General features: G+C 47.1%; 13 protein-coding genes. 8 read left to right on the top strand and 5 right to left on the bottom strand.

Annotation, left to right across the window (positions count from 1 at the left end; translation table 11 throughout):
• Positions 1-245 precede the first annotated feature (245 nt).
• Positions 246-1613: a hypothetical protein gene (locus ORJ01_RS06525; protein ID WP_306177353.1), complete on the top strand. Its 1368-nt coding sequence runs from the start codon at positions 246-248 to the stop codon at positions 1611-1613.
• Between the two features lie 204 nt (positions 1614-1817).
• Here ORJ01_RS06525 and ORJ01_RS06530 read toward each other — a convergent pair whose 3' ends face one another.
• Positions 1818-3317 (bottom strand): tryptophan halogenase family protein, encoded by a 1500-nt coding sequence (locus tag ORJ01_RS06530; protein WP_306177540.1) that lies wholly within the window; start codon positions 3315-3317, stop codon positions 1818-1820.
• 81 nt (positions 3318-3398) lie between these two features.
• Positions 3399-6107, bottom strand: a complete 2709-nt coding sequence (locus ORJ01_RS06535) for a TonB-dependent receptor (RefSeq protein ID WP_306177354.1) — start codon at positions 6105-6107, stop codon at positions 3399-3401.
• A gap of 377 nt (positions 6108-6484) precedes the next feature.
• On the opposite strand from ORJ01_RS06535, the gene malQ reads away from it, so the two are divergent.
• Entirely contained in the window at positions 6485-8623 is a 2139-nt protein-coding gene (gene malQ / locus ORJ01_RS06540; protein ID WP_306177355.1) for a 4-alpha-glucanotransferase, read from the top strand.
• A gap of 74 nt (positions 8624-8697) precedes the next feature.
• On the opposite strand, the gene ORJ01_RS06545 is transcribed toward malQ, so the two are convergent.
• Entirely contained in the window at positions 8698-10971 is a 2274-nt protein-coding gene (locus ORJ01_RS06545; protein WP_306177356.1) for a CHRD domain-containing protein, read from the bottom strand.
• Between the two features lie 384 nt (positions 10972-11355).
• Here ORJ01_RS06545 and ORJ01_RS06550 point away from each other — a divergent pair, with 384 nt between their 5' ends.
• A complete protein-coding gene (locus ORJ01_RS06550; RefSeq protein ID WP_306177357.1) occupies positions 11356-12654 on the top strand; it encodes a cystathionine gamma-synthase family protein in 1299 nt (432 codons plus the stop codon).
• 92 nt (positions 12655-12746) lie between these two features.
• Complete coding sequence (locus tag ORJ01_RS06555; protein ID WP_306177358.1) at positions 12747-13259, top strand: histidine phosphatase family protein; 513 nt, start codon at positions 12747-12749, stop codon at positions 13257-13259.
• A 205-nt stretch (positions 13260-13464) separates the two neighbouring features.
• On the opposite strand, the gene ORJ01_RS06560 is transcribed toward ORJ01_RS06555, so the two are convergent.
• Positions 13465-15885: a prolyl oligopeptidase family serine peptidase gene (locus ORJ01_RS06560; protein ID WP_306177359.1), complete on the bottom strand. Its 2421-nt coding sequence runs from the start codon at positions 15883-15885 to the stop codon at positions 13465-13467.
• A gap of 244 nt (positions 15886-16129) precedes the next feature.
• Here ORJ01_RS06560 and ORJ01_RS06565 point away from each other — a divergent pair, with 244 nt between their 5' ends.
• Complete coding sequence (locus ORJ01_RS06565; RefSeq protein WP_306177360.1) at positions 16130-16705, top strand: porin family protein; 576 nt, start codon at positions 16130-16132, stop codon at positions 16703-16705.
• A 106-nt stretch (positions 16706-16811) separates the two neighbouring features.
• Here the strand turns inward: ORJ01_RS06565 and ORJ01_RS06570 are convergent, their stop codons facing one another.
• A complete protein-coding gene (locus ORJ01_RS06570) occupies positions 16812-18872 on the bottom strand; it encodes a M13 family metallopeptidase (protein WP_306177361.1) in 2061 nt (686 codons plus the stop codon).
• Positions 18873-19075: 203 nt separating this feature from the next.
• Between ORJ01_RS06570 and ORJ01_RS06575 the strand changes: the two genes are divergently transcribed.
• The 3 genes from ORJ01_RS06575 to ORJ01_RS06585 are packed head-to-tail and all read left to right on the top strand — an operon-like array spanning position 19076 to position 21270.
• The gene (locus ORJ01_RS06575; protein WP_306177362.1) at positions 19076-19489 is read left to right on the top strand and encodes a DUF350 domain-containing protein; all 414 of its coding nucleotides are present in this window, start codon (positions 19076-19078) and stop codon (positions 19487-19489) included.
• A gap of 10 nt (positions 19490-19499) precedes the next feature.
• Positions 19500-20117, top strand: coding sequence for a DUF1190 domain-containing protein (locus ORJ01_RS06580; RefSeq protein ID WP_306177363.1), 618 nt, complete (start codon positions 19500-19502; stop codon positions 20115-20117).
• A gap of 1 nt (position 20118) precedes the next feature.
• Entirely contained in the window at positions 20119-21270 is a 1152-nt protein-coding gene (locus tag ORJ01_RS06585; RefSeq protein WP_306177364.1) for a glutathionylspermidine synthase family protein, read from the top strand.
• Positions 21271-21369: the final 99 nt, after the last annotated feature.

The raw sequence follows: 21369 nt of genomic DNA on the forward strand, positions 1-21369 counted from the left end.
TTGCAGCAAAAAACGAGTAAATCACTTACTTAGTCCCGTTAATTGGTAATTATGCGGTGAATCGTGCAGAAAATAACTTTTTCGTAAAAACAAAATGTTTTTTAATTTCAACTTTTGCTCTATTGCTACTTTGCAGCCTAGATCGGGAATGGTATTTTGTTTTATAAATCAACTCATATCGGGGCTTAGTTTTGAATCTTGCGCTTCCCAAAAAATCGGTTTTTGTGCGGAACCTTGAGCAGCTATTGGCACAGTTTTATAGCACTCAGCAAGCTTGTTTTTATAACGAGGCGGTAGATTTTTTTGCGCAATATCAAGAACAACAACGTGCTTTACATCAAGCGGAACTTGTTTGGAAGCAAAGTCAACAAGCGGGTGATATTGCCGAGGTTCAACGCAAAAACCGTAGCCTTTTTACTGATTTGCAATTTGAAGACGAAAAGCGACGTATCCGGTGTTGGACGTTGTTGCGCCAAGCCGCAGAAGCCCTGCTAAAACTGAGTGAAGGTACCACGCCGCTCGAAACACAAACGGCTAGTGCTCGCTTGCTTGGTGGTTTGTTAATGACTGCAAGCTCAAATAAACGCAAAACGCTCTTACTGGAAAACGCCTATAAACCTTGTTATCGCGCCTTACTTACCTTGCGCTTGTTAGAAGACTTACTAGAACAAAACATATTAAAAGAACCACTTTGGCAAGAGTGGTATCAAGAACGCAATGTGGGCTCTTTAACAGACTGCCCCTATCGGCAAAAGCTGCAAATACCGATAGTGATGGGCTGTATCATTCAACATGCGGGCTTAATGTGTTTACCAGCACAGCAATTGCTTGCCAAACAAAATGGTGGTGACAAGGCCGAGCGAGCCTTGACTCAGGAGCAACGGCAAGAGTTATTAAGCCATTGCCTTACCGGCAGCCTCGACTTATTAAAATATGGCCTGGGCGAATTACCTTATAGAGGTAATAAACGCGAAGAACGTGATTTACATCAACAGCAACACGAACGCTTATTAAAACAATTAAAACGTTTTATTAGTGCCAAACCCAATACCCCGCTAGGCAGCTTATTTAAAGTGCCGCAAGCTTATGCCTCTGTCGCCTTACCGGGCCGGCCGCGCTATAACTATGATGCCTTACCTAAAGCAGCATTGTTAATGCGAGATGGTGTGCAACGTGGTGATTACCATGGCGTGTTAGTTGACAGGCTGTTTCGGATTGTTGGTTTGTTCCCGCAAGGCTATGGCGTAGTGTTCACGCCTCTGGGTGATGATGGTAAACCACAAATGAAATATGAGTTTGCCATTGTGAACACCCTTTATCCCGAAAAACCGGATCAACCTGGCTGTCGTGTAGTGAGCCGTAATATGCAATATCGCAATACGGGGCATAATATTAGTTTAAGCAGCGAGCTGAATTTATTTTTTAAACCTGCGCGAGACCGTTTAAAGCGGCTGCCAGAAGAGCGGTTAAAAGAGTTGCTAAATATACTGTTTAAAGACGGCGAAGAGAACTACATGAATGTACTCTTGCCTAAGTGCTGGTATCCAGAAAGCTTCTTTAGCGTGCCAGAAAACCAGAACCTATGGCAAACTGTTCATTTAAAACAAAACTAAGTAAAAATTCAGGTTTTCGCCGCTTTTACGCTGTATTTAAACGCAGTAGACAACATACAGACGGTATGTCGTCTACTGTCGGTACAGTGACTTTCTCTTACTTTGATGGCATTACCCATCCAACATTAGCGGCTCTTCCTCAGCACGGCTCTGTTCTGTTACCCGTTTCTTTAACAGCACGCTGTCAGCATCAACGTTTAGCCTTTACTGCCCGGCCGCGCTTCGCTGCAAAAATTGTTGGTGACTAGGTAGTTGGGCTGCGGTGCGCTGCATAATTAACTGGATATCATCTAAAAAGCCGGTTAACTGCCCAGCTGACAAACTTTCCGCCAAGGGATGATAGTGCTTAGGTAAGACATGTTGCCCTAGCATCACTTGCTGCCAAGCGACTTCGGTAAATAACTCATCTTGTTGACGAAACACGGCAGCATTTTCAGCAAACAGCGCTATACGTTGCGCCAGCGAATCAGGCAAGGTCATTTGCTGACAATATTGCCACAAGCCCTGATCAGTGCGCTGATTTAAATGATAATGCAGAATAATAAAATCACGGATAGCAACGTATTCCTCAGCGGATTGCCGATTATATTCTTGGCGTAATTTAGCCATATCCACCGAAGTAGGAAAGCACTGTACTAAGCGCACTATGGCACTTTGGATCAGATGAATACTGGTCGATTCTAACGGTTCAAGAAAGCCACTTGATAAGCCAATCGCCACACAGTTGTGCTGCCATTGCTGTTTACGCCGGCCCGTTACAAAGCTAATTTTGCGCGGATCGGCTAAGGCCGGTGCATCTAAATGATCCATTAAAGTGTGCTGTGCTTGTTCATCGCTTAAAAATTGGCTGCTATACACCAAGCCATTACCGGTTCGATGCTGTAACGGAATACGCCATTGCCATCCAGCATCTCGGGCGATAGCGCGCGTGTACGGTAAAATAGGTTGTGTAGCGGCTGATGGTACCGCTAAAGCGCTGTCACAAGGCAACCAGTGTTGCCAATCTTCATAGCCTACGGCTAATTGCTGCCCAATTAATAAAGCGCGACTGCCCGAGCAATCAATAAATAAATCGGCTGCCAACTTTTGGCCATCGCTTAATACCACCTCAGCAATCGCCTCAGAAGGATGCTGGGTTACCGCAGCGATAGTGCCTTCGGTGCGGCTAACGCCTAAACGCTCACTGTATCGGCGTAAAAAAGCGGCATATAAACCGGCGTCAAAATGATAGGCATGCACCAAACCTTGTAAGGGCGTATTCGGGATCTGCGCTAAAGGCTGGTATTTACCAGCACGCGCGGCCTGATAATTTAATGAAAACTCCCAAAAACTGCGGCTATCACCGCGAGCACGTGCCGCTAACCAAAAATGATGAAACGAGGTAAAACCTAAGGGTTTGCCAATAGGTCCAAAGACATGCATGTAACTGTCGCCCAGCTTGCCCCAATTCTCAAATTGTATGCCTAATTTGATGGTGCCCTTGGTGGCTTGCAAAAACTCGGCTTCGTTAATACCGAGCGCCGCATTAAAGTGTTGAATGGCCGGAATGGTTGCTTCGCCCACACCAACAGTGGCAATAGCATCAGATTCAATAAGTTGGATTTGTACTTGTTGGCCCATAAACCTTGCCAGCATAGCCGCTGACATCCAGCCTGCTGTACCACCGCCAACAATTAATACTTTTTTAATCGCGCGTTGCTGCATCATCCGTCTGTTGTCTCCATGATAAAAAAGCCCCTGGTTATCGATGATAACAGCAGGGGCGGCTTAGTCAGTTAGACTTTATTAAAACTTATATGACACACCGGCCATAAATGAGCGACCGTAGCGCTGATACTCAATCACGCGACGCGTGTCATCACCTTCAACCCGCACAAAAGGTTCATCGGTAATGTTGTTCGCTTGCAGTAACAACGTCAGACCTTCATAGTCACCTGAGAAGCTGTAGCTTAACTGAGCATCCACGACGGTTTCTGCTTCAATCATACGTAAGTTACGACCATTACCAAAGCCAGAGATTTCACCTAAGAAGTCTGAACGGTAACGGCTGCTGATGCGCGCAGAGAAGCCTTCGTTTTCGTAGTAGAACGTTAAGTTAGCCACTTTCTCTGATAAACCGGGTAACGGCGTAGCAGGATCATCGGGATTCGCTTTGATATTACTATCAGTCCAAGAACCCGTTAATACCGCACCAAAGTTGTCTAACGCTGGCGTTAGCATGCCGCCGCTAGCCGATAAGGTAAATTCTAAACCGTTGATCCGACCGCCTTCACCATTTTGTGGAGTCGTCGCAATACCTTGGTTAATCACCGGCACTTCGCCACCTGATGGGAAACCAGTAAAGTCTTGGATCACGCGCTGATCATAGATGTAGCTTTCTAAATCTTTGTAGAAAGCAGCAATGGCCACATAACCATTACTGTTGTCGAAATACTGCTCGTAAGAGACATCCAGTGAATTAGCAATCCAAGGGCGTAAGGCAGGGTTACCACCACTAGCGCTCCAAGGAGAATTTTGCTCTGGCGTTGCTTGTGCGTTATTCAGTGCAGGGTTGAAGCCGAAATCTTGGCTCGCCCGCATCTGATCCATCCGCGCCCGCGCCATGGTCCGCGCTAAACCAACACGGACATATTTCGCCATACCTACTTCAAAATTCAGGTTTAAGCTAGGCAGTACTTCCCAGTATTTATCGCCACCGTCTAAACGGAAAGACGATACGTTAATACCTGAGCCTGACGCCGCTAACGCGAAAGAAGATTGGTCAGTGTGCACTAATTGCGTACCCACATTACCGGTGACGGGGATTTCACCAATACGGCTGTTAATACCCACTTTGATATAACCGGTGATCACGTCTTCTTCTACGTTCCAATCTTTAATCAAAACGTCAGCATTGGGGTTACGCACTTTGACGAGCGCACCGGTATCAATCAACTCGCGCGGATCATAGCTCACCATGCCTGGAATACCGAAAGCGGCTAAGCTGGTTGTGCCAGCTACGTTCGGGATCGGCGCAGATAAGGCGCCATTAGGTAATGCCAGGAAGAACTCGTTAGCTTGCTTGTCTTTTTCACGGTTGCTGTAGTTAATACCGACTTCTAATGAATCGAAGTTTTCGCTTTCTAGCATGGTTTGTGCACTAAAACGCAGCTGATTCAAATCATCGGTAATACCAGGTGAGTTGAAATAACCTAACTGTCCGCCAGGGATAATATCGCCACCCCAACCTTGCGGGCTGGTGAGTAAAATTAAGCTGGGATCAGCATAGTTAAGCGTAGTGTTAAAGACAGGGCCATTCGGGCCCATGGCGAAAGATAAGTTATCTAAAGCGCCTGTTCCAGCAGGGCCAGTACCGGCATCTGATTCTAAAATTAAATCGGTACGGTCTAAGGATGAGTGACTAATATCTAACGTAGCATCCCAACGATCAGATAACTTGAACTCGTTTTTCCAACCCAACGAGAATAATTCACTTTCGCGGTAGTTGCCGTGGTTACGCACAATGCCTTTTACGCCTGTGTAGCCACCTGAGGTCACTAAACCGTTTTCAACCGTTGCATTAACCAGTGGTGCGCCACCCCAAAATAAAGGTAACTCAATAAAGCTGGTGCGCTGCGTTTCATCAAACTGTGAGTAATAAAAATCAAGGGTGCTGCTGAATTTATCGCTAGGCTTGTATTCTAACACGCCGATAAAACCGTCGCGCTCTAATAAGTTAGAGTTTGCATACACTTTACCGCCGCCGATCACTTTATTGCCATCCGCTGTATCAGCATAACCCCATGCTTCAAACCGCTCGATTTGCACTGGGTTAGACATGTTGGCATAACCTAAGGCCACGCCAATGGTGTTATCGGCAAATTGGTCGATATAAGAGATGCTAAAACGTTTACCCGTGTCATCGGCACCGGCATTTAACGCATCAATTTGGCTCCATTCGTAACGCGCGTTCACCACTACCGTGGTTTCACCGTGTGTTAATGGGCTAACCAAACGCATATCCGCCGTACCGGCTAAACCTTGACCCAGTAAAGCCGCGTCTGGCGTTTTATAAACGACCACGCCACTGAGTAATTCAGAGGGATACTGGTCAAACTCGACGCCGCGGTTGTCGCCTGAGCTCACTTGCTCACGGCCATTTAATAACGCAGTAGAGAAATCGGGAGCTAAACCACGGATACTGATGACCTGGCTGCGACCATTTAAACGCTGTGCCGTTAAACCGGGTAAGCGAGCTAATGATTCAGCAATACTGACGTCAGGTAACTTACCAATGTCTTCTGCAGAAACCGCTTCTACAATTGAACTATTGAACATCTTAATGTTCTGAGACTCTTGCAAGCTGCGGCGAAAACCACGTACTGAAATCACTTCAATCGCTTCTTCTTGCGCTTGAGCGGCTTGTGCGTCTGTCGCCTCTTGTGCCAACACCATTGAGCTGCTGCCCGCTGCCGCTAACGCCAATGTCAGCATACTGAGTTTAAATTTATTCATAACCCTACCTTCCCCGGTCTGTTGTTGTTTTATTGCTGCGAAATCCGTAAGCCTGCCCGTATGAAATCAGTCTCGGTTTCGCCATGCTCATTTATTAAACTTATTCTGTCGTTCACTCAAGATGAATACGTATTCATAAGCAAAATTATGCCCAAATGCTGTGCATCGCAAGATAAGCCTGCACCTTGAATGCACAAAGCTAACATTGGTAGAACTTTGTTTTTACTTGAAAAAAACAGCACGCCACGCATAAAACACCGTTATCAAGCAGAAGTTTGCACCAAAATGAACTGCATACGTATGCAGCATGTTCCCTAATGTCAGGGAGCTGTTTATGCTTGTGAGGGTAATATCTACACCAGACTAACAGGTGCTTTATGGAACAACTTCAACAGCTAGCCGATCTTGCCGGATTGCAACAAAGCTATGTGCATGCCAATGGTCACCCAGTGACCATTGCGCCAGAGGTGCAACAGGCCATCTTAAATGCCATGGGTTTTAACCTTTCAAATGAACAGGTTATTGCCGAGCAAGTTCAGCAAGCTATTGCATCACGCTGGCAAGAGCCCATAGCGCCGGTTACGGTGGTCACCCAAGGCCAGCCACTACAAGTCAGACTCCAACTCGATGCACAGTACGCTAGCAGCTTGTGGCAATGGCAACTTAACTTAGAAGAGGGTGAAGTACGGCAAGGCGAAATTAGTCTGCAACCAAAAGATATTATTGAACAAGCCGTTTTAGCCGAGCAAAAAATGCTGGCCTTTATGCTGCAGTTACCCGACGATTTGCCACTGGGCTATCATCAATTACAATTGAGCGATGGTCATCAGCATTGGCAGCAGCAGGTGATTGTCTCGCCAAGCCGCTGTTTTCAGTTACATGACAGTGCCATCTTACACAAAACGATGGGCCCGGCTATTCAGTTATACGCTATTCGCTCGGCCCGAAATTGGGGGATCGGCGATTTTCTTGATCTTAAAAACATGGTGGCGCCGTTAGCGGCACTGGGTAACGACTTTATTGGTTTAAACCCATTGCATGCGCTTTACCCTATGTTGCCGCAAGATTGCAGCCCTTATAGCCCGAACAGCCGCTTGTGGCTCAATACGCAGTACGTTGCGCTTGAACACAGCGCCGAATTTCAACACTGTAGCGCTGCCCAACAGCTAGTGGCGTCAGCGGAGTTTCAGCAACAATTGGCCGCCTGTCGTGCCGCCAGTGATGTTGATTATGCCCAAGTTGCGGCATTAAAAGCCCCAGTGGCTAAATTGCTTTACCAAACTTTTAAAACCCAAGAGTTGGCCAAACAGAGTGCGCGAGCACAAGCATTTCAGCAATTTGTGCAGCAAGGCGGCGCATCGTTAAAACAAACTGCGCTATTCAAAGTGCTACAAGGTACCCTGTTTTGGCAAGATCACGCGATGGCGGCTTGGCAAAACTTTCCACCGGAATATCAAAATCCGCAAAGCGATGCGGTGCAGCAGTTTGCCCAAGAGCATGCAGAACAAATTCATCAGCAATTGTATTTACAATGGCTAGCTCAACAGCAATTAGCCGAAGTAAAAGCTGAGTGTCAAAAGCAAGGTATGGCCATTGGTTTGTATTGTGATGTCGCGGTAGGCACCAGTCGCAGCAGTGCCGAAAGCTGGGCCGCGCCTGAAGATTTCTTACTGGATTTAAGCGTGGGTGCACCACCGGATATTATGGCTCCGAAAGGCCAAAACTGGGGTTTACTGGCTTATAACCCACACACCTTACGTCAAAAAGCGTATCAGCCATTTATTGAATTGATCCGTGCCAATATGCGAAATGCTGGCGCCTTGCGTCTTGATCATGTAATGGCACTGCTGCGTTTGTGGTGCTGTCCCTTAGGCGCTGATGCTACCGCAGGCGCCTATATTGGCATGCCCGCCACGGCGCTTTTTGCCATACTCGCATTAGAAAGCCAGCGTAATCATTGTGTGGTTATCGGCGAAGACTTAGGCACAGTGCCTGTTGCCATCAGCGAATTGATGCAGCGCTATCAGGTGTTGTCATATCGCGTGTTTATGTTAGAACAAAAACACGGCAGCTATGATTATCGTGATCAAACTTATCCGGCTCGTGCACTCGCCACCGTGACAACACATGATATGCCGACGCTGATTGGCTATTGGCAAGAGCATGATTTAGCGCTGCGGCATAAACTGGATTTATTTCCAAGCGCTGAGGTGGCGGCTAATTTGCAGCAACTACGTAAAGATGAAAAACAGCTGTTACAGCAGCAACTGCAATTACATGAGCCCGATGCCGCCGCCTTAGTAACGGCGTGTCATTTGTATGCAGCTGCTACACCGGCGCAGCTATTTGCCTATCAGTTAGAAGATTTGGTGTTGTTGGATACACCGGTTAATATTCCGGGAACCAGCACCGAATACCCCAATTGGCGTCGTAAATTGCCGAGCAATATTGAAGACATTTTAGCGCAAGCGGATGTCCAGCAATTATTACTCAAAATCAAACAGGCACGCGCCTAAAACGAAAAAACCCGATAGCTTACTTACCATCGGGTTCTTTTATGCTTAATCGTCAGGTGACTGGTTAAGCCAACTTATTCAATTTGACCACGGATCTCGCCACTTGGGAAAGCTGGGGTATGAATGTTGACATAGTGCCCACCCGACGCCAATACGGCAAAAATCGCTGCATTCAGGTTAGTACCGGTGCTTGTCTGCCAACGATTCACATCCGCGGTATTTCGCTCAAGCGCAACAAGAACCGGACCATTACTTCCTCTGACACCTGTATGAATGTGCGCCATGGTGGCATCCGCAACGCCGCTCGTCAGCACTTGTAATTCCACATTAAAGTCTTGTAACCGCACTAAGGCATAACCATCACCTCGCGCCATCGTTGTCACTGCAGGTACTTCTTGCGCACCAGACAGCGGGAACGTGACTAAAGCATAATCGCTAGCCCGAATGATTTGACCACGCAATTCACCACCTGGATTGGTTGGCGTATGAATATTCACGTAATGTCCGCCATCTGCTAAAACCGCCAAAATTTCTGCGTTTATCATAGTATCTGCTGGCGTAGACCATTTACCTGCATTATCTGCGGCACGCTCCAGTGCAACCAACACACTGCCATTTTGACCAATGCGACCAGTATGAATGTGTGCCATAGTGGCTGCATCTGCGCCTTGAGTTAAAGCAACCAACTCTAGATTAAAGTTGCTCGTATTCACTAAAGCATAACCCTGACCCGTTGCCGTTGTGGTTACCGCTGGCACTTCTTGCGCACCGCTGAGGTTAAACGTCGCTAATACAAAATTATCCGTTAATATTTGCCCACGTAATTCGCCACCAGGATTAGCCGGCGTGTGTATATTGACATAGTGCCCACCTGAGGCCAGTACCGCAAAGATATCCGCATTGATCTCGGTTTCAGCAGGCGTAGACCATTTACCTAAGTTAGTTTGGTCTTGCTCAAGCGCCACTAACACTGGGCCGTTATTCCCCACGCGGCCAGTATGAATATGCGCCATCGTCGCGTCATTAACACCCTGTGTTACCGCAACCACTTCCACACTGTAATCTGTGGTATTGACTAACGCATAACCATCGCCCGAAGCGGTGGTAGTTACACGCGGTACTTCTTGTGCACCACTGAGTTTAAACGTAGCCAAGGCAAAATTATCGGTTAAAATTTGACCGCGCAACTCACCGCTTGGATTCGCCGGTGTATGCACATTGACATAATGACCGCCTGAGGCAAGCACGGCAAAAATTTCAGCATTAATCGCGGTGTTTTCAGGCGTAACCCAAACGCCAACTTCACCATCAGCTTGCTCTAAAGCAACTAATACACTGCCGTTATTACCAACACGACCGGTATGAATATGTGCCATCGTCGCATCATTGACGCCAGAAGTAACAGCGACCACTTCTACAGCATAATTCGTGGTATTAACCAGCGCATAACCATTACCCGAAGCTTGGGTTGCTACTGCGGGCACTTCTTGTGCTCCGCTTAACGGAAAGGTCGCCAGAACAAAGTCATTGGTCAGAATTTGACCACGCAATTCACCACTTGGATTAGCTGGCGTATGCACATTAACGTAATGCCCACCGCTGGCTAAAACAGCAAAGGTTGGCGCATCTAATAATGTGTTATCAGCCAGCACCCAAACATTCGGATCATCCGATAATTGCTCTAACGCCGCTAACACCCCGCCATTCATGCCAATGCGGCCTGTGTGGATGTGCGCCATAGTCGCATCTTCTACGCCCGAGGTGCGTACCGTTAGATTGACTTCAAAATCGGTTTGGTCAACGGCAGCATAAGCATAGCCCATACCTGCCGATGCAACTGCCGGTACTTGCTGCATACCAGACAAGGGGAAAGTGACAATAAGCGTTTGGTCATTAACAATTTGACCGCGTATTTCGCCATCTGGGTAAGCGCTAGTATGCACGTTAATATACCAATCGCCATCTTTCAGATCCGTCATTAAATCTGCAGAAATGGTGGTCTCGGCTAATTGATATATCCCATCATTATTACCATCGGTGAAACTGAACGCGACGGGCCCATTTAAACCCAAATCACCATCATGAATATGCACAGCTTGCACATTGGCGACACTGGTTAAGTTTATCGATGCTCTGACTTGCATCAGGTTTTCATCAATTTCAACAGTACCCGTTGCCATTGCGGTAGAAGGCGTGCGTGGCACTTGTTGATCGCCAGAAAGTGCGGCATTAAAGGTTTGTGATACGGTGAATACCGGTGGTGGTGGGACTTCAATTTTATCATTGTCGTTATCATTACAGCCCATTAGCAGTAACCCAATGACACTGAAACAAATCAGCTTTTTCATATGTGGATCCTTAACCGTTATAAGCCAAAACACGCCGTGCTTGGCAAGAGGAAATCTCTGTACATCTAAGGTTGCACATGTTGTAACGTAATGACGGCGAAAAAGGATCGTTAAAAGTGGTGATTATTTAAGCGCGAAGTTTGCAGGTGTTCTTATTAATCGGCTGCAGGCTAAAAGCGGCAAGCCCTTAAGGCATTACTTGCCATTAAAAAATAATTCAGCTCAACATTAAAGTTGCAACACAAAAATTAAATCAACTATTACGCTATTAACTTGGCCAAAATTAGGCATCTATGCTGCTACCTATTTATTATTCTTCGGTTTAGTATGCGTTGACGCTGAAATAGCAACAAATAACCAACACTTATCAGAGAAGCAGAAATCATGGCGAACGACGGCAACTACAAAAAAAAGAAAATTGGCGAACATACCTTAAAACCGGAAACCATGATGATGTCTTATGGTTATAACCCGCAATTTTCCGAAGGCTCAGTGAAGCCACCGGTGTTTTTAACCTCGACTTTTGCTTACCAAACCCCTGAAGAAGGCGAAGAGTTTTTTCATATCATGGCCGGGCGCAAGCCTGCTCCAGCAGGCAGTGTCGGTGGCCTAATTTATAGCCGTTTTAACCACCCTAATGTTGAGATTATTGAAGATCGTTTGTCGTTATTTGAAGGGTCAGAAAGCGCGGTGGTTTGCTCCAGCGGCATGGGTGCGATCAGCGCTATTTTACTGGCTTACCTGCGTCCCGGTGATGTGATCGTGCAAAGCGCCCCACTGTATGGCGGCACTGAAACCTTGATCCGTAAGTTTCTGCCAGAATTTAATATTCATACTGGGGAATTTCATAATGGCTTAGACGAAATGGGGATGCTAAGTTCACTAAGGGCCGCCGCGAAAAAAGGCCGCTTGGCCATGGTGTTTGTCGAATCTCCCGCCAACCCAACCAATTCGTTAGTTGATTTTGCTGCCTTAAACCGCGTACTGGATATCATCAAAACGGAAACAGGTCATCGGCCGATCAGTGTGTGTGATAACACGTTAATGGGCCCCGTATTTCAGCAAGCTGTGCCACAAGGCATTGATATGGCGATGTACTCACTGACCAAATATGTGGGCGGCCACAGCGATTTAGTCGCCGGTGCGGTGTGCGGTAGCCGTGACGTGTTGCGCCCAGTCCGGGCCATTCGTGGGGCTATTGGCCTTAACCTCGATCCACATACCAGCTGGATGATTTCTCGCTCACTGGAAACCTTAAGTATTCGGATGGAACGTGCTGCTGCCAGTGGGCGTAAAGTGGCAGAATGGCTGGCGAATAACCCTTACAAGCCAGCCAAAGTGCTGCATCCAGACTTGATTACTGACGCGGCTTATCAGGCGGTCTATCAACGGCAGTGCTCTGGCCCAAGCTCAACGTTCTCTTTTGTTATGGACATAGCAAAAGTCGATGCGTTTCGTTTAATCAATAACCTGTCGATTTTTAAATCGGCGGTCAGTCTCGGTGGTAGCGAAAGTTTAGTGTGCCACCCGGGCAGTACCACGCACTCAGGTGTACCAGCCGAGCTGCGCGAAAGTTTTGGCATCAGCCATGGGCTGATCCGCTTATCGATTGGCTTAGAACACCCTGACGATTTAATTGCCGATCTTGAGCATGCGTTTGCGGCCACCTTTGGTCAGCGCTAAAAGCACCGCTAGGCTGTTGCTTGTATCACTAACAACCGACAGCCTAGTCTTGGTACGCTTTACTCAGCCAAGGTTTAAATGAAGGATCACCCATGTTGAAGTTATCTCAAGCTATCGCCATCTGCAGCAGTATGTTTTGCTTATGGCTGTCACAAGTTAATGCCCAGACCTTATATCTGGTGCGGCATGCCGAAAAACTCAGTGGTGCCGATCCGACACTCTCGGCGTGTGGCCAAGCCAGAGCCGAGGCACTGGCCGAGTATTTCCAAGCCATCCCATTGCAAGCAGTCTATGCCACGCCCTATCAACGTACGCAACAAACAGCCGCCGCGGTAGCAAAGCGCCAGCAGTTAACCGTAACAAGTTACCATCCAGCCGCACCTGAGCAGTTAAAACAACAGCTGAGTAGTGCAAACCACACGGTATTAATCGTTGGCCACAGCAACACCGTGCCGGCTTTAGTCAAACTGTTTAGTGAGATCGACGTTGCACCGCTGACGGAGCAAGATTACGCCATGCTGTACCAAATCGACTTAAGCGGGCAGCCGACCGTATTACTGCGCAAACAACAGTTTCGTTGCCAACCAGACACAGCCGCTGATTAACACATTACACAGCGTCATTGCTTAATAGTGATTAGTTGAGTGTTGAGTGTTGAGTGTTGAGCATGACTTGGATGAATTACCTGCAGTGTTCTTTCCAAAAAAAACATCAAATACTGTACTCTTCAGCCTGTAAAACAAAAACCGCCGGTAACCATGGGTTACCAGCGGTTTTACTCTATCTCACTTAAGTAGAGCCTTTAAGTGGTTATTTTTGACTGGCTGGCTCAGCGTTTTTCACAAATTCATCTAACCAAGCCGTCGTTTCCCACAGCATATGTAAGATCGATTCGCGCGCACGGTAACCGTGAGATTCTAAAGGCAACATCACTAAACGTGTGGTGCCGCCATTACCTTTGATGGCTTGGTATAAACGCTCACTTTGTAGCGGGAAAGTGCCTGAGTTGTTATCGTCTGTACCATGGATCATCAGTAACGGTGTTTTGATTTTTTGCGCATGGAAAAACGGAGACATGCGGCTGTATAACTCAGGATCATCCCACAAGGTACGCTGTTCACGCTGAAAACCAAACGGCGTTAAACTGCGGTTATAAGCACCGCTACGCGCAATACCGGCTTTAAATAAGTTGGTGTGCGCCAGCAAATTCGCAGTCATAAAGGCACCGTAAGAATGCCCCCCTACCGCTACGCGATTGGCATCCGTTACGCCCAGCTTTACACCGGCCGCAATCGCGGCTTCGGCGTTCATGACTAATTGCTTGATAAAGGTATCATTTGGCTCTTGCTCGCCCTCCCCAACGATCGGCATGGTGGCATTGTCCATCACCGCATAACCTTGCGTTGCTAAAAACTGTGGCGTCCAATAGCTGATGCGATTAAAACGATAAGGTGAATCACTAACCTGGCCTGCGGCGGCCGCACTTCTGAACTCACGTGGATAAGCCCAAATCACGGTAGGTAATGCACCATCTCGCGCTTTATCGTAACCGGCTGGCAGTAATAAGGTTGCCGACATCGGCACACCATCGGCACGTTGATAATTAATTAACTCGCGACTAATACCCTGAGTATGCGGCATCGGATGCGGCGTTTTGGTTAAAGCGCTAAGCTCGCCATTTTGCAGATCGCGCAGGTAAAAGTCAGGCGGTAGATCGCTTGATTCGCGCTGGGTTAATAACTTGCCAGACGCTAATAACGTGTAAGGATATTCATAGAAAGGCGCTTCTGAGCGCCATAAGCGGCTGGTTTCACCACTGCTCAGTTGGCGCTTATCAATAAAGGGGCGGTTACCTTCGGTAGAGGCACCAATACCGGTTAAATAAATCGCGCCATCTTCTATGCGTAATAAACTTTGGCCATTAGCAGCAGTGGTCATTAACGGTGTACCAGGATCGTTATAACGATCTTCAGATGAACGCTCCCACATTAATTGCGCTGGCTGTTTTGGCGCTAAATACCACACTTTTTCATTGCGATCTTGCCACCAACGCTCCGACACCATCAAGCTACCATCAGCGCCCGCACGCAGATTAGCAAAGCGATAACTTAAATCTAGCAGCTTTTCAGCAGGTTGCGTAAAGGGGGCTGGCAGTTGGAATAACTGATCGCGCACTGTGGCCGTATTGGCCGGATCACCGCCATCTGCCGCTTCCGCCCAATAGAGGGTAGCCGCATGATCGGCACGCCAGCCGATATCACGCCGCCCCGTTGGCACCGCATCAAAGGCAATGGGTAAATTATCAGCAACCGGTTGCTGCACCACGTTATAAACTAACTTACCCGTGGCATCCCATACTTCGGCAGTATAGCCAAAACGAAATACCGGTACGGCATAGGAAAACGGCTGCTCTAAACGATTGACTAAAATAAAGTTATTATCAGGAGACACTTCAATACCGCGAAATAACTGCGGTTTGCCAATGGCAGTTACTTTATTATTGAGGCCAATTTTTACTAATTGACTGGTGAAGTAATGGCTAAACAAGGCTTCATCATGTTTATCTTTCAGTAAATCTTGATAAGTCCGCGCTGGCGCGGTGCGACCACGCGCTTCTGTTACTATAGGGCCAGTAGGCACTTTACTCGCTAGTGGCTCGGCACCACGTTTTGCCGGCACACTGCTGGCGAAAATCGCTTTGCTATCAGCTGACCACTGTAAAGCCCCACCCCAGATCGCATTAATCGGTGTTTTGCTCCACTGACTGGCTTTCGCTTTAGCAATATCAACCCGCCATAAAGTCGCGATAGTGTCATCTAACTGAATAAACGCGAAATAACGACTGTCGGGCGACCAGCTTAAATTCACCGCTTTTAGGCTTTTTGGTAAACCACTGATCGCTCGACTTTGCTGAGTGGCAAGATCAATAAGTTGTAAAGAAGAGACGTAGCGTGGTTGCGCTGGGCCATTATTCGCTGGGTTAAAACGGACGCCCGCTAAACGGTACTCGGGTGCAGCTAAATCGGCAATACTGGGTAACGCAGGAAAAGCCGTGCTTAACAATGTAAGCCCATCAGGGCTTAAACTGGCACTGGGTGTCGGTGCGGCATCGACAATATCGATAATGTCTTGGCTAGGTTGTTGATAATTAATATCAACGGCTGTGGCTAAAGCATAGCTGCCATAAGCAAGCGCAGCCCCCAGCAGCAGAGTACGTAATAAGCTGTTCATATTGTTTTCCTAATAATTTATCAACTTCTTTTTAGCATGTTCTAGCACAGGCTGCTGTCAGTTTCGACCATCTAGGGTAAAGCTGAGATAAATGCACAGAACAGCGTTAAATTTTCATCATTTTTATGAACAGCAGATGAATTAAAAATGTTATTAAAATAAACCATACATGTAAAATCATTCAGATTATATTCAGGCGTTGCGGTAGATAGTAAGGGCGTATAACAACCCACAAGGAAAGACCATGTTAAATAAAATTTTAGCCATTGCCCTGGCAAGCAGTTTAGTGACGCCCGTTTTCGCAGCCGACTCACCTTTTTATGTCGGTGGCCAAATCAGTAATACCACCTTGAAAGAATCTGCGGCCGGTTTTAGTGATGATTTTGATTTTACGGTATTAAGCGCCATCGCTGGTTATCAATTCACGCCTTTTTTTGCCACAGAATTACGCTTAGGTAAGGGCGTTAGCGGTGAAAGCTTTCAAGATATCGGCTATTCCGAAAAACTGGACGTAAGCCAACAAACCGCAGTGTTAATGAAAGGCAGCGTACCCATTACCGACGTATTTTCTCTGTACGGTGTTGCCGGTTATGCTGCCAGTAAGTTCACTTACAAAGAACGCGACGGCGATTTCTATTACTCTGATTCAGAAACAGTAGACGGTTTAACTTGGGGTGTTGGCGCGGGGGTAAAATTTACTCAGAACTTATCTGCAACCGTTGAATATTTACAAATGCCAAGTGAAAAGTTTAACGACGATGGCTTTGGCTACAAGCTAAAAAGTCATAACCTGAGCTTAGGTGTCATTTATCAGTTTTAATTGCAGCGCTTACTAAAAATCCGGTTTGCTCTTCAGCAAGAATGCAGCAAGCAAACCGGATGTTATAAAACATGGCACTAAGGGCCTAGACCCTTAGTGCCCACCACTACCAAATTTTCACGCGCACATCTTCTTCACGATACATACCGTCACCCGGTTTGATATCGAAGGCTTCGTAAAACTCTGGCATATTCGACAGTACACCTAATACGCGGTACATGCCTGGCGAATGCGGGCCAGTGATCACTTGCTGGCGCAAGGCTTCATCACGGAATTTAATGCGCCACACTTGCGCCCAACCAATAAAGAAGCGCTGATCAGGAGTAAAACCGGCAATGGTTTGCTGTGGTTTATCTTTAGTGGCGGCCTTATATGCTTTATAGGCCACGGTTAACCCGCCTAAGTCCGCGATGTTCTCACCTAAACCCAAAGCACCTTGCAAGGTTAAGTTATCAATAGGATTAAACGCATTGTATTGATCAATCATCCGCTGCGCGCGCTCGCTAAATTGCTTCGCATCGCTGGGAGTCCACCAATCACGCAAGTTTCCGTCACCATCAGAACGGCGACCTTGATCATCAAAACCGTGCGTAAATTCATGGCCAATAACACCACCAATGGCGCCATAGTTAATGGCGTCATCCGCAGCTACATTAAAAAAGGGCGGCTGCAAAATAGCGGCAGGGAAAACGATTTCATTCATGGTAGAGCTGTAATAGGCATTCACGGTTTGCGGTGTCATACCCCATTCATCACGATTCACTGGCTGGCCTAAACGCGCCACCATGCGTTGGTATTCGCACTCGCTGCTGCGGCGTAAATTGCCAATAAGATCATTAGCGTCAATTGTTAAACAGTCATAATCACGCCAAACATCAGGATAACCAATTTTCGTATTAAATTTGGCTAATTTGGCCTGCGCTTCCACCTTAGTCGGTTCGCTCATCCATTCTAACTCAGCAATGGCGACCTTAAATGAACCGCGTAGGTTTTCGATCATCTCGTCCATACGCGCTTTGGCTTCTGCTTTGAAGTAGCGATCGACATATTGCTTACCAACCATAAAGCCTAAGCTGCTGTCCACCACTCCCACTGCACGTTTTTCTCGGCTGCGCTGCTCTTGTAAACCACTGAGTGTTTTACCATAAAATTCAAAGCTCGCTTGCACAAAAGGCTCACTTAAATTACTGGCATTACTGCGAAGTAAATGAAATTTTAAGTAGGTTTGCCACTGTGCTACTGGCACATCACCCTGCATTTTGGCGAACGCCGTAAAATAAGATGGCTGACGTACCACAACTTCATTCACCTTATCCAGCTCGGCGGCAGCCATAAAACGCGACCAATCAAAGCCCGGTGCCACTTGTTGTAACTCGGCTAAAGTGTATTTGTTATAAGTGGCGTTACGATCACGATTTTGAATACGGCTCCACTGTGCTTCTGCCAATTGGGTTTCTAACGCAATAATTTGCGCCGCAGCTTGCGCTGGATTATCCCAGCCGGCCAACTGCCACAAGGTTTGAATAAAGTCACTATATTGACTTAACAGTTTTTTAGAGCGCTCATCATCTTTGATGTAGTAATCGCGATCAGGTAAACCTAACCCCCCTTGGCTAGCACCTGTAATATATTGATCAGATTGACGTTGATCCTGACCAACATAAACAGACACCGGTGTCCCGAAACGGTAACGCTGTAACTCGCCCCATAACTCGGTAAGATCTTGGTGTGTGCGTAACTGTTCAATACGCACAATGTCGCCCCGCAACGGATTTAACCCCAAGACGTTAATTAATGGCTCATTTAAATAAGAGGCGTATAAATCAGCAATCTTTTGCGCATCAGAGCCTTTAGCATGTTCACCAGCCGCAAGCTCGCGGATAATCTCTAACACTTGTTTTTCGGCATTTTCACGCAGCTCATCAAAGCTACCCCAACGTGAACGATCACCTGGAATTTCGGTGCTGTTTAGCCAGTTACCATTAACAAAACGGAAAAAGTCTTGCTGAGGCGCTACCGTTTGGTCAAAGTTTTTTAACTCAAAACCGGCTTTCTGTTCTTGCATCGCCAGTGTTTGCGCGGTTTGTTCCACGGTCGGCTGACTGCTACAGGCCGCTAGTCCCAACGCGGCAGCAATGCCCAGCGCCAGTAAAGAAAGTTTTTTCATCATAGTTCCTTGGTTTTTTGTTTTATTGTTTTAAAACGACTTGTCGAGTGTAGAAAAAGTCAGCAAAGCCTGTCCAATAAACAGGATATTAGCCCTGCCGGCTGCGATAAACTTCGGTAGTTTTTACCTTGATACGGTTTTACTTGAATTACGTCGCAAATTTCCGCAGGATCAGTGCATCATTTAGGTAATAGGACCTTACTATGTTAGATACAGCGTTAAGCTCATTAACCGGTTTACCCTCTTTTTTGGCTTACTTTGCTTTGGCCATTATTTCTTTGCTGCTGTTCATTCGCTTATACAGCTGGGTAACGCCGCATGATGAGTTTGGTTTAATTCGGGCAAATAATCCCGCTGCTGCAGTGGCTTTTGCCGGTGCCTTGATCGGTTTTGCTTGGCCACTGTCTAGCGCCATCACCCATTCATTGTCATTGTTAGATTGTGCCATCTGGGGTGCAGTGGCCTTGCTAGTGCAAGTGCTAACCTTTTTTGTTAGCCAGTTGGCCTTAAAACAACTACCAGAACGTATCACCAAAGGCGATATCGCTGCAGGGATTTTTTCTGCAGGCTGTTCAATCAGCGTCGGTATGTTAAATGCCGCCTGTATGAGTTACTAAGGAGCAGATCATGCCAAAAACCACATGTAAACGTAGCCGCAAAGCGGCGCTCATTTTTATGGTGCCCGCCGCCACCTTGTTACTACAAGGCTGTGGCCAAGAAAAAACGGTAGAAGCTCAGGTTTACAATACACCAGATGAGTGTGCTGCTTTTTATAATCCACCGGCTCAATGCCAAGCTGCGTTTGAAGAAGCCGCCGCATTGCATCCGCAAGTGGCTCCTCGTTATGCCAATAAACAAGAGTGTGAGGCTGACTTTGGTACGGGCAGTTGCGAAACCGCACCGCAACAACAAAGTGCTCAAGGCAGTTTTTTTATGCCCATGATGATGGGCTTTATGGCCGGACAAATGCTCAATCGCGGTGGTATGGGTGCACAAGCGCCACAACAAAGCAGTGCAGCGGCGCGCAACAGTGTGCCGACGCAACCGTTGTACAAATCACGGGATGATCGCAGTACTTTTCGCACTGCAAGCAATGCACCGGTAGCTAGCCAATCTGGCCCAACACAGGTTCGGCCATCGGCCGTGCAGCCTAAACCTGCCAGCTTAGCGCGTCGTGGTGGCTTTGGCTCACAAGCGCAGCAACGCGCTACTGCCGCACAGCGCAGCAGCAGTTTCGGCGGTTAACATGAAACGCATCCCCATAGCACCGCGCCCAGGTTGGCAAGATTTCGCTGAAAGTGTGGGCTTTGATTTTCATACCATAGATGGCGAAGTCTACTGGGATGAATCGGCTTATTATCAATTCAGCTTGGCGCAAATTGAGCAAGACTTAGAAGCGCCAACCGAAGAGCTGCATCAAATGGCGTTGGATCTGATCCCAGACATTTTGCAGAGCGAGCAACAGCTAACTCAACTTGCCGTGCCTGAACGGTTTTGGGATGCGGTGCGCGATAGCTGGAACAATGCTGAACCCCACTTATACGGTCGCCTCGATTTCGCTTACAACGGCCAAGGCCCAGCTAAACTGTTAGAGTTAAATTATGATACCCCTACGTCCTTGTATGAAACGGGCTTTTTTCAGTGGGTATGGCTAGAAGATCAGCAGATGAGGGGGGTGCTACCCGCCAATGCCGATCAATTTAACTCCTTGCAAGATAAGTTAGAGCAAGCCTTTGCCGAATTACCCTTACCCCAACCGTTTTATTTTAGTAGCGTGACGCAAAGTATCGAAGATAAAGGCACCGTCGATTATCTGATGGATATTGCGCTGCAAAGCGGCCTAGACAGCCGCTATATTCAATTAGAACAACTGGGTGATATTGACGGCCAGTTAGTCGATTTAGCCGGTTTCCCGATCCAAGGGTTGTTTAAACTATACCCGTGGGAATTTATGCTGCAAGAAGAGTTTGCCGCTACCTTACTGACTACAGAAACGCGTTTCTTAGAACCTCTGTGGAAAACCTTGTTATCTAACAAAGGTATCTTGCCACTGTTGTGGCAAAAATATCAGGGCCATCCTAATTTATTACCGTCATTTTTTGATGACGGTAAAAAGCCATTAACACCCGGCTGGGTACGTAAACCCTTATTCTCCCGTGAAGGTGCCAATATCGAAATGATCACTCCGGATGGACAAAGCTTGTTTGAACCCGGCCCATATAACGATAATGGCTATATTCGACAAGCCTTTGCACCTTTACCCCGTTTTGGTGAACACTTTACTTTAATTGGTAGCTGGGTGGTCGGTGATATGGCCGCAGGTATTGGCATCCGTGAGGATAACAGCCTCATCACTAAAGATAGTTCTCGATTTGTACCGCATATCATCCTAGATTAAAGAATAATTATTCACTTATTGTGGATATAAAGTCACTTTAATGCTATGTTGCCTGCGTTATTTCCGTTCAAGTCTGGCAGTTTATGCCAATAGCTGCCA

Source organism: Alishewanella sp. SMS8, from assembly GCF_030737935.1.
Classification (GTDB): Bacteria; Pseudomonadota; Gammaproteobacteria; order Enterobacterales; family Alteromonadaceae; genus Alishewanella; species Alishewanella maricola.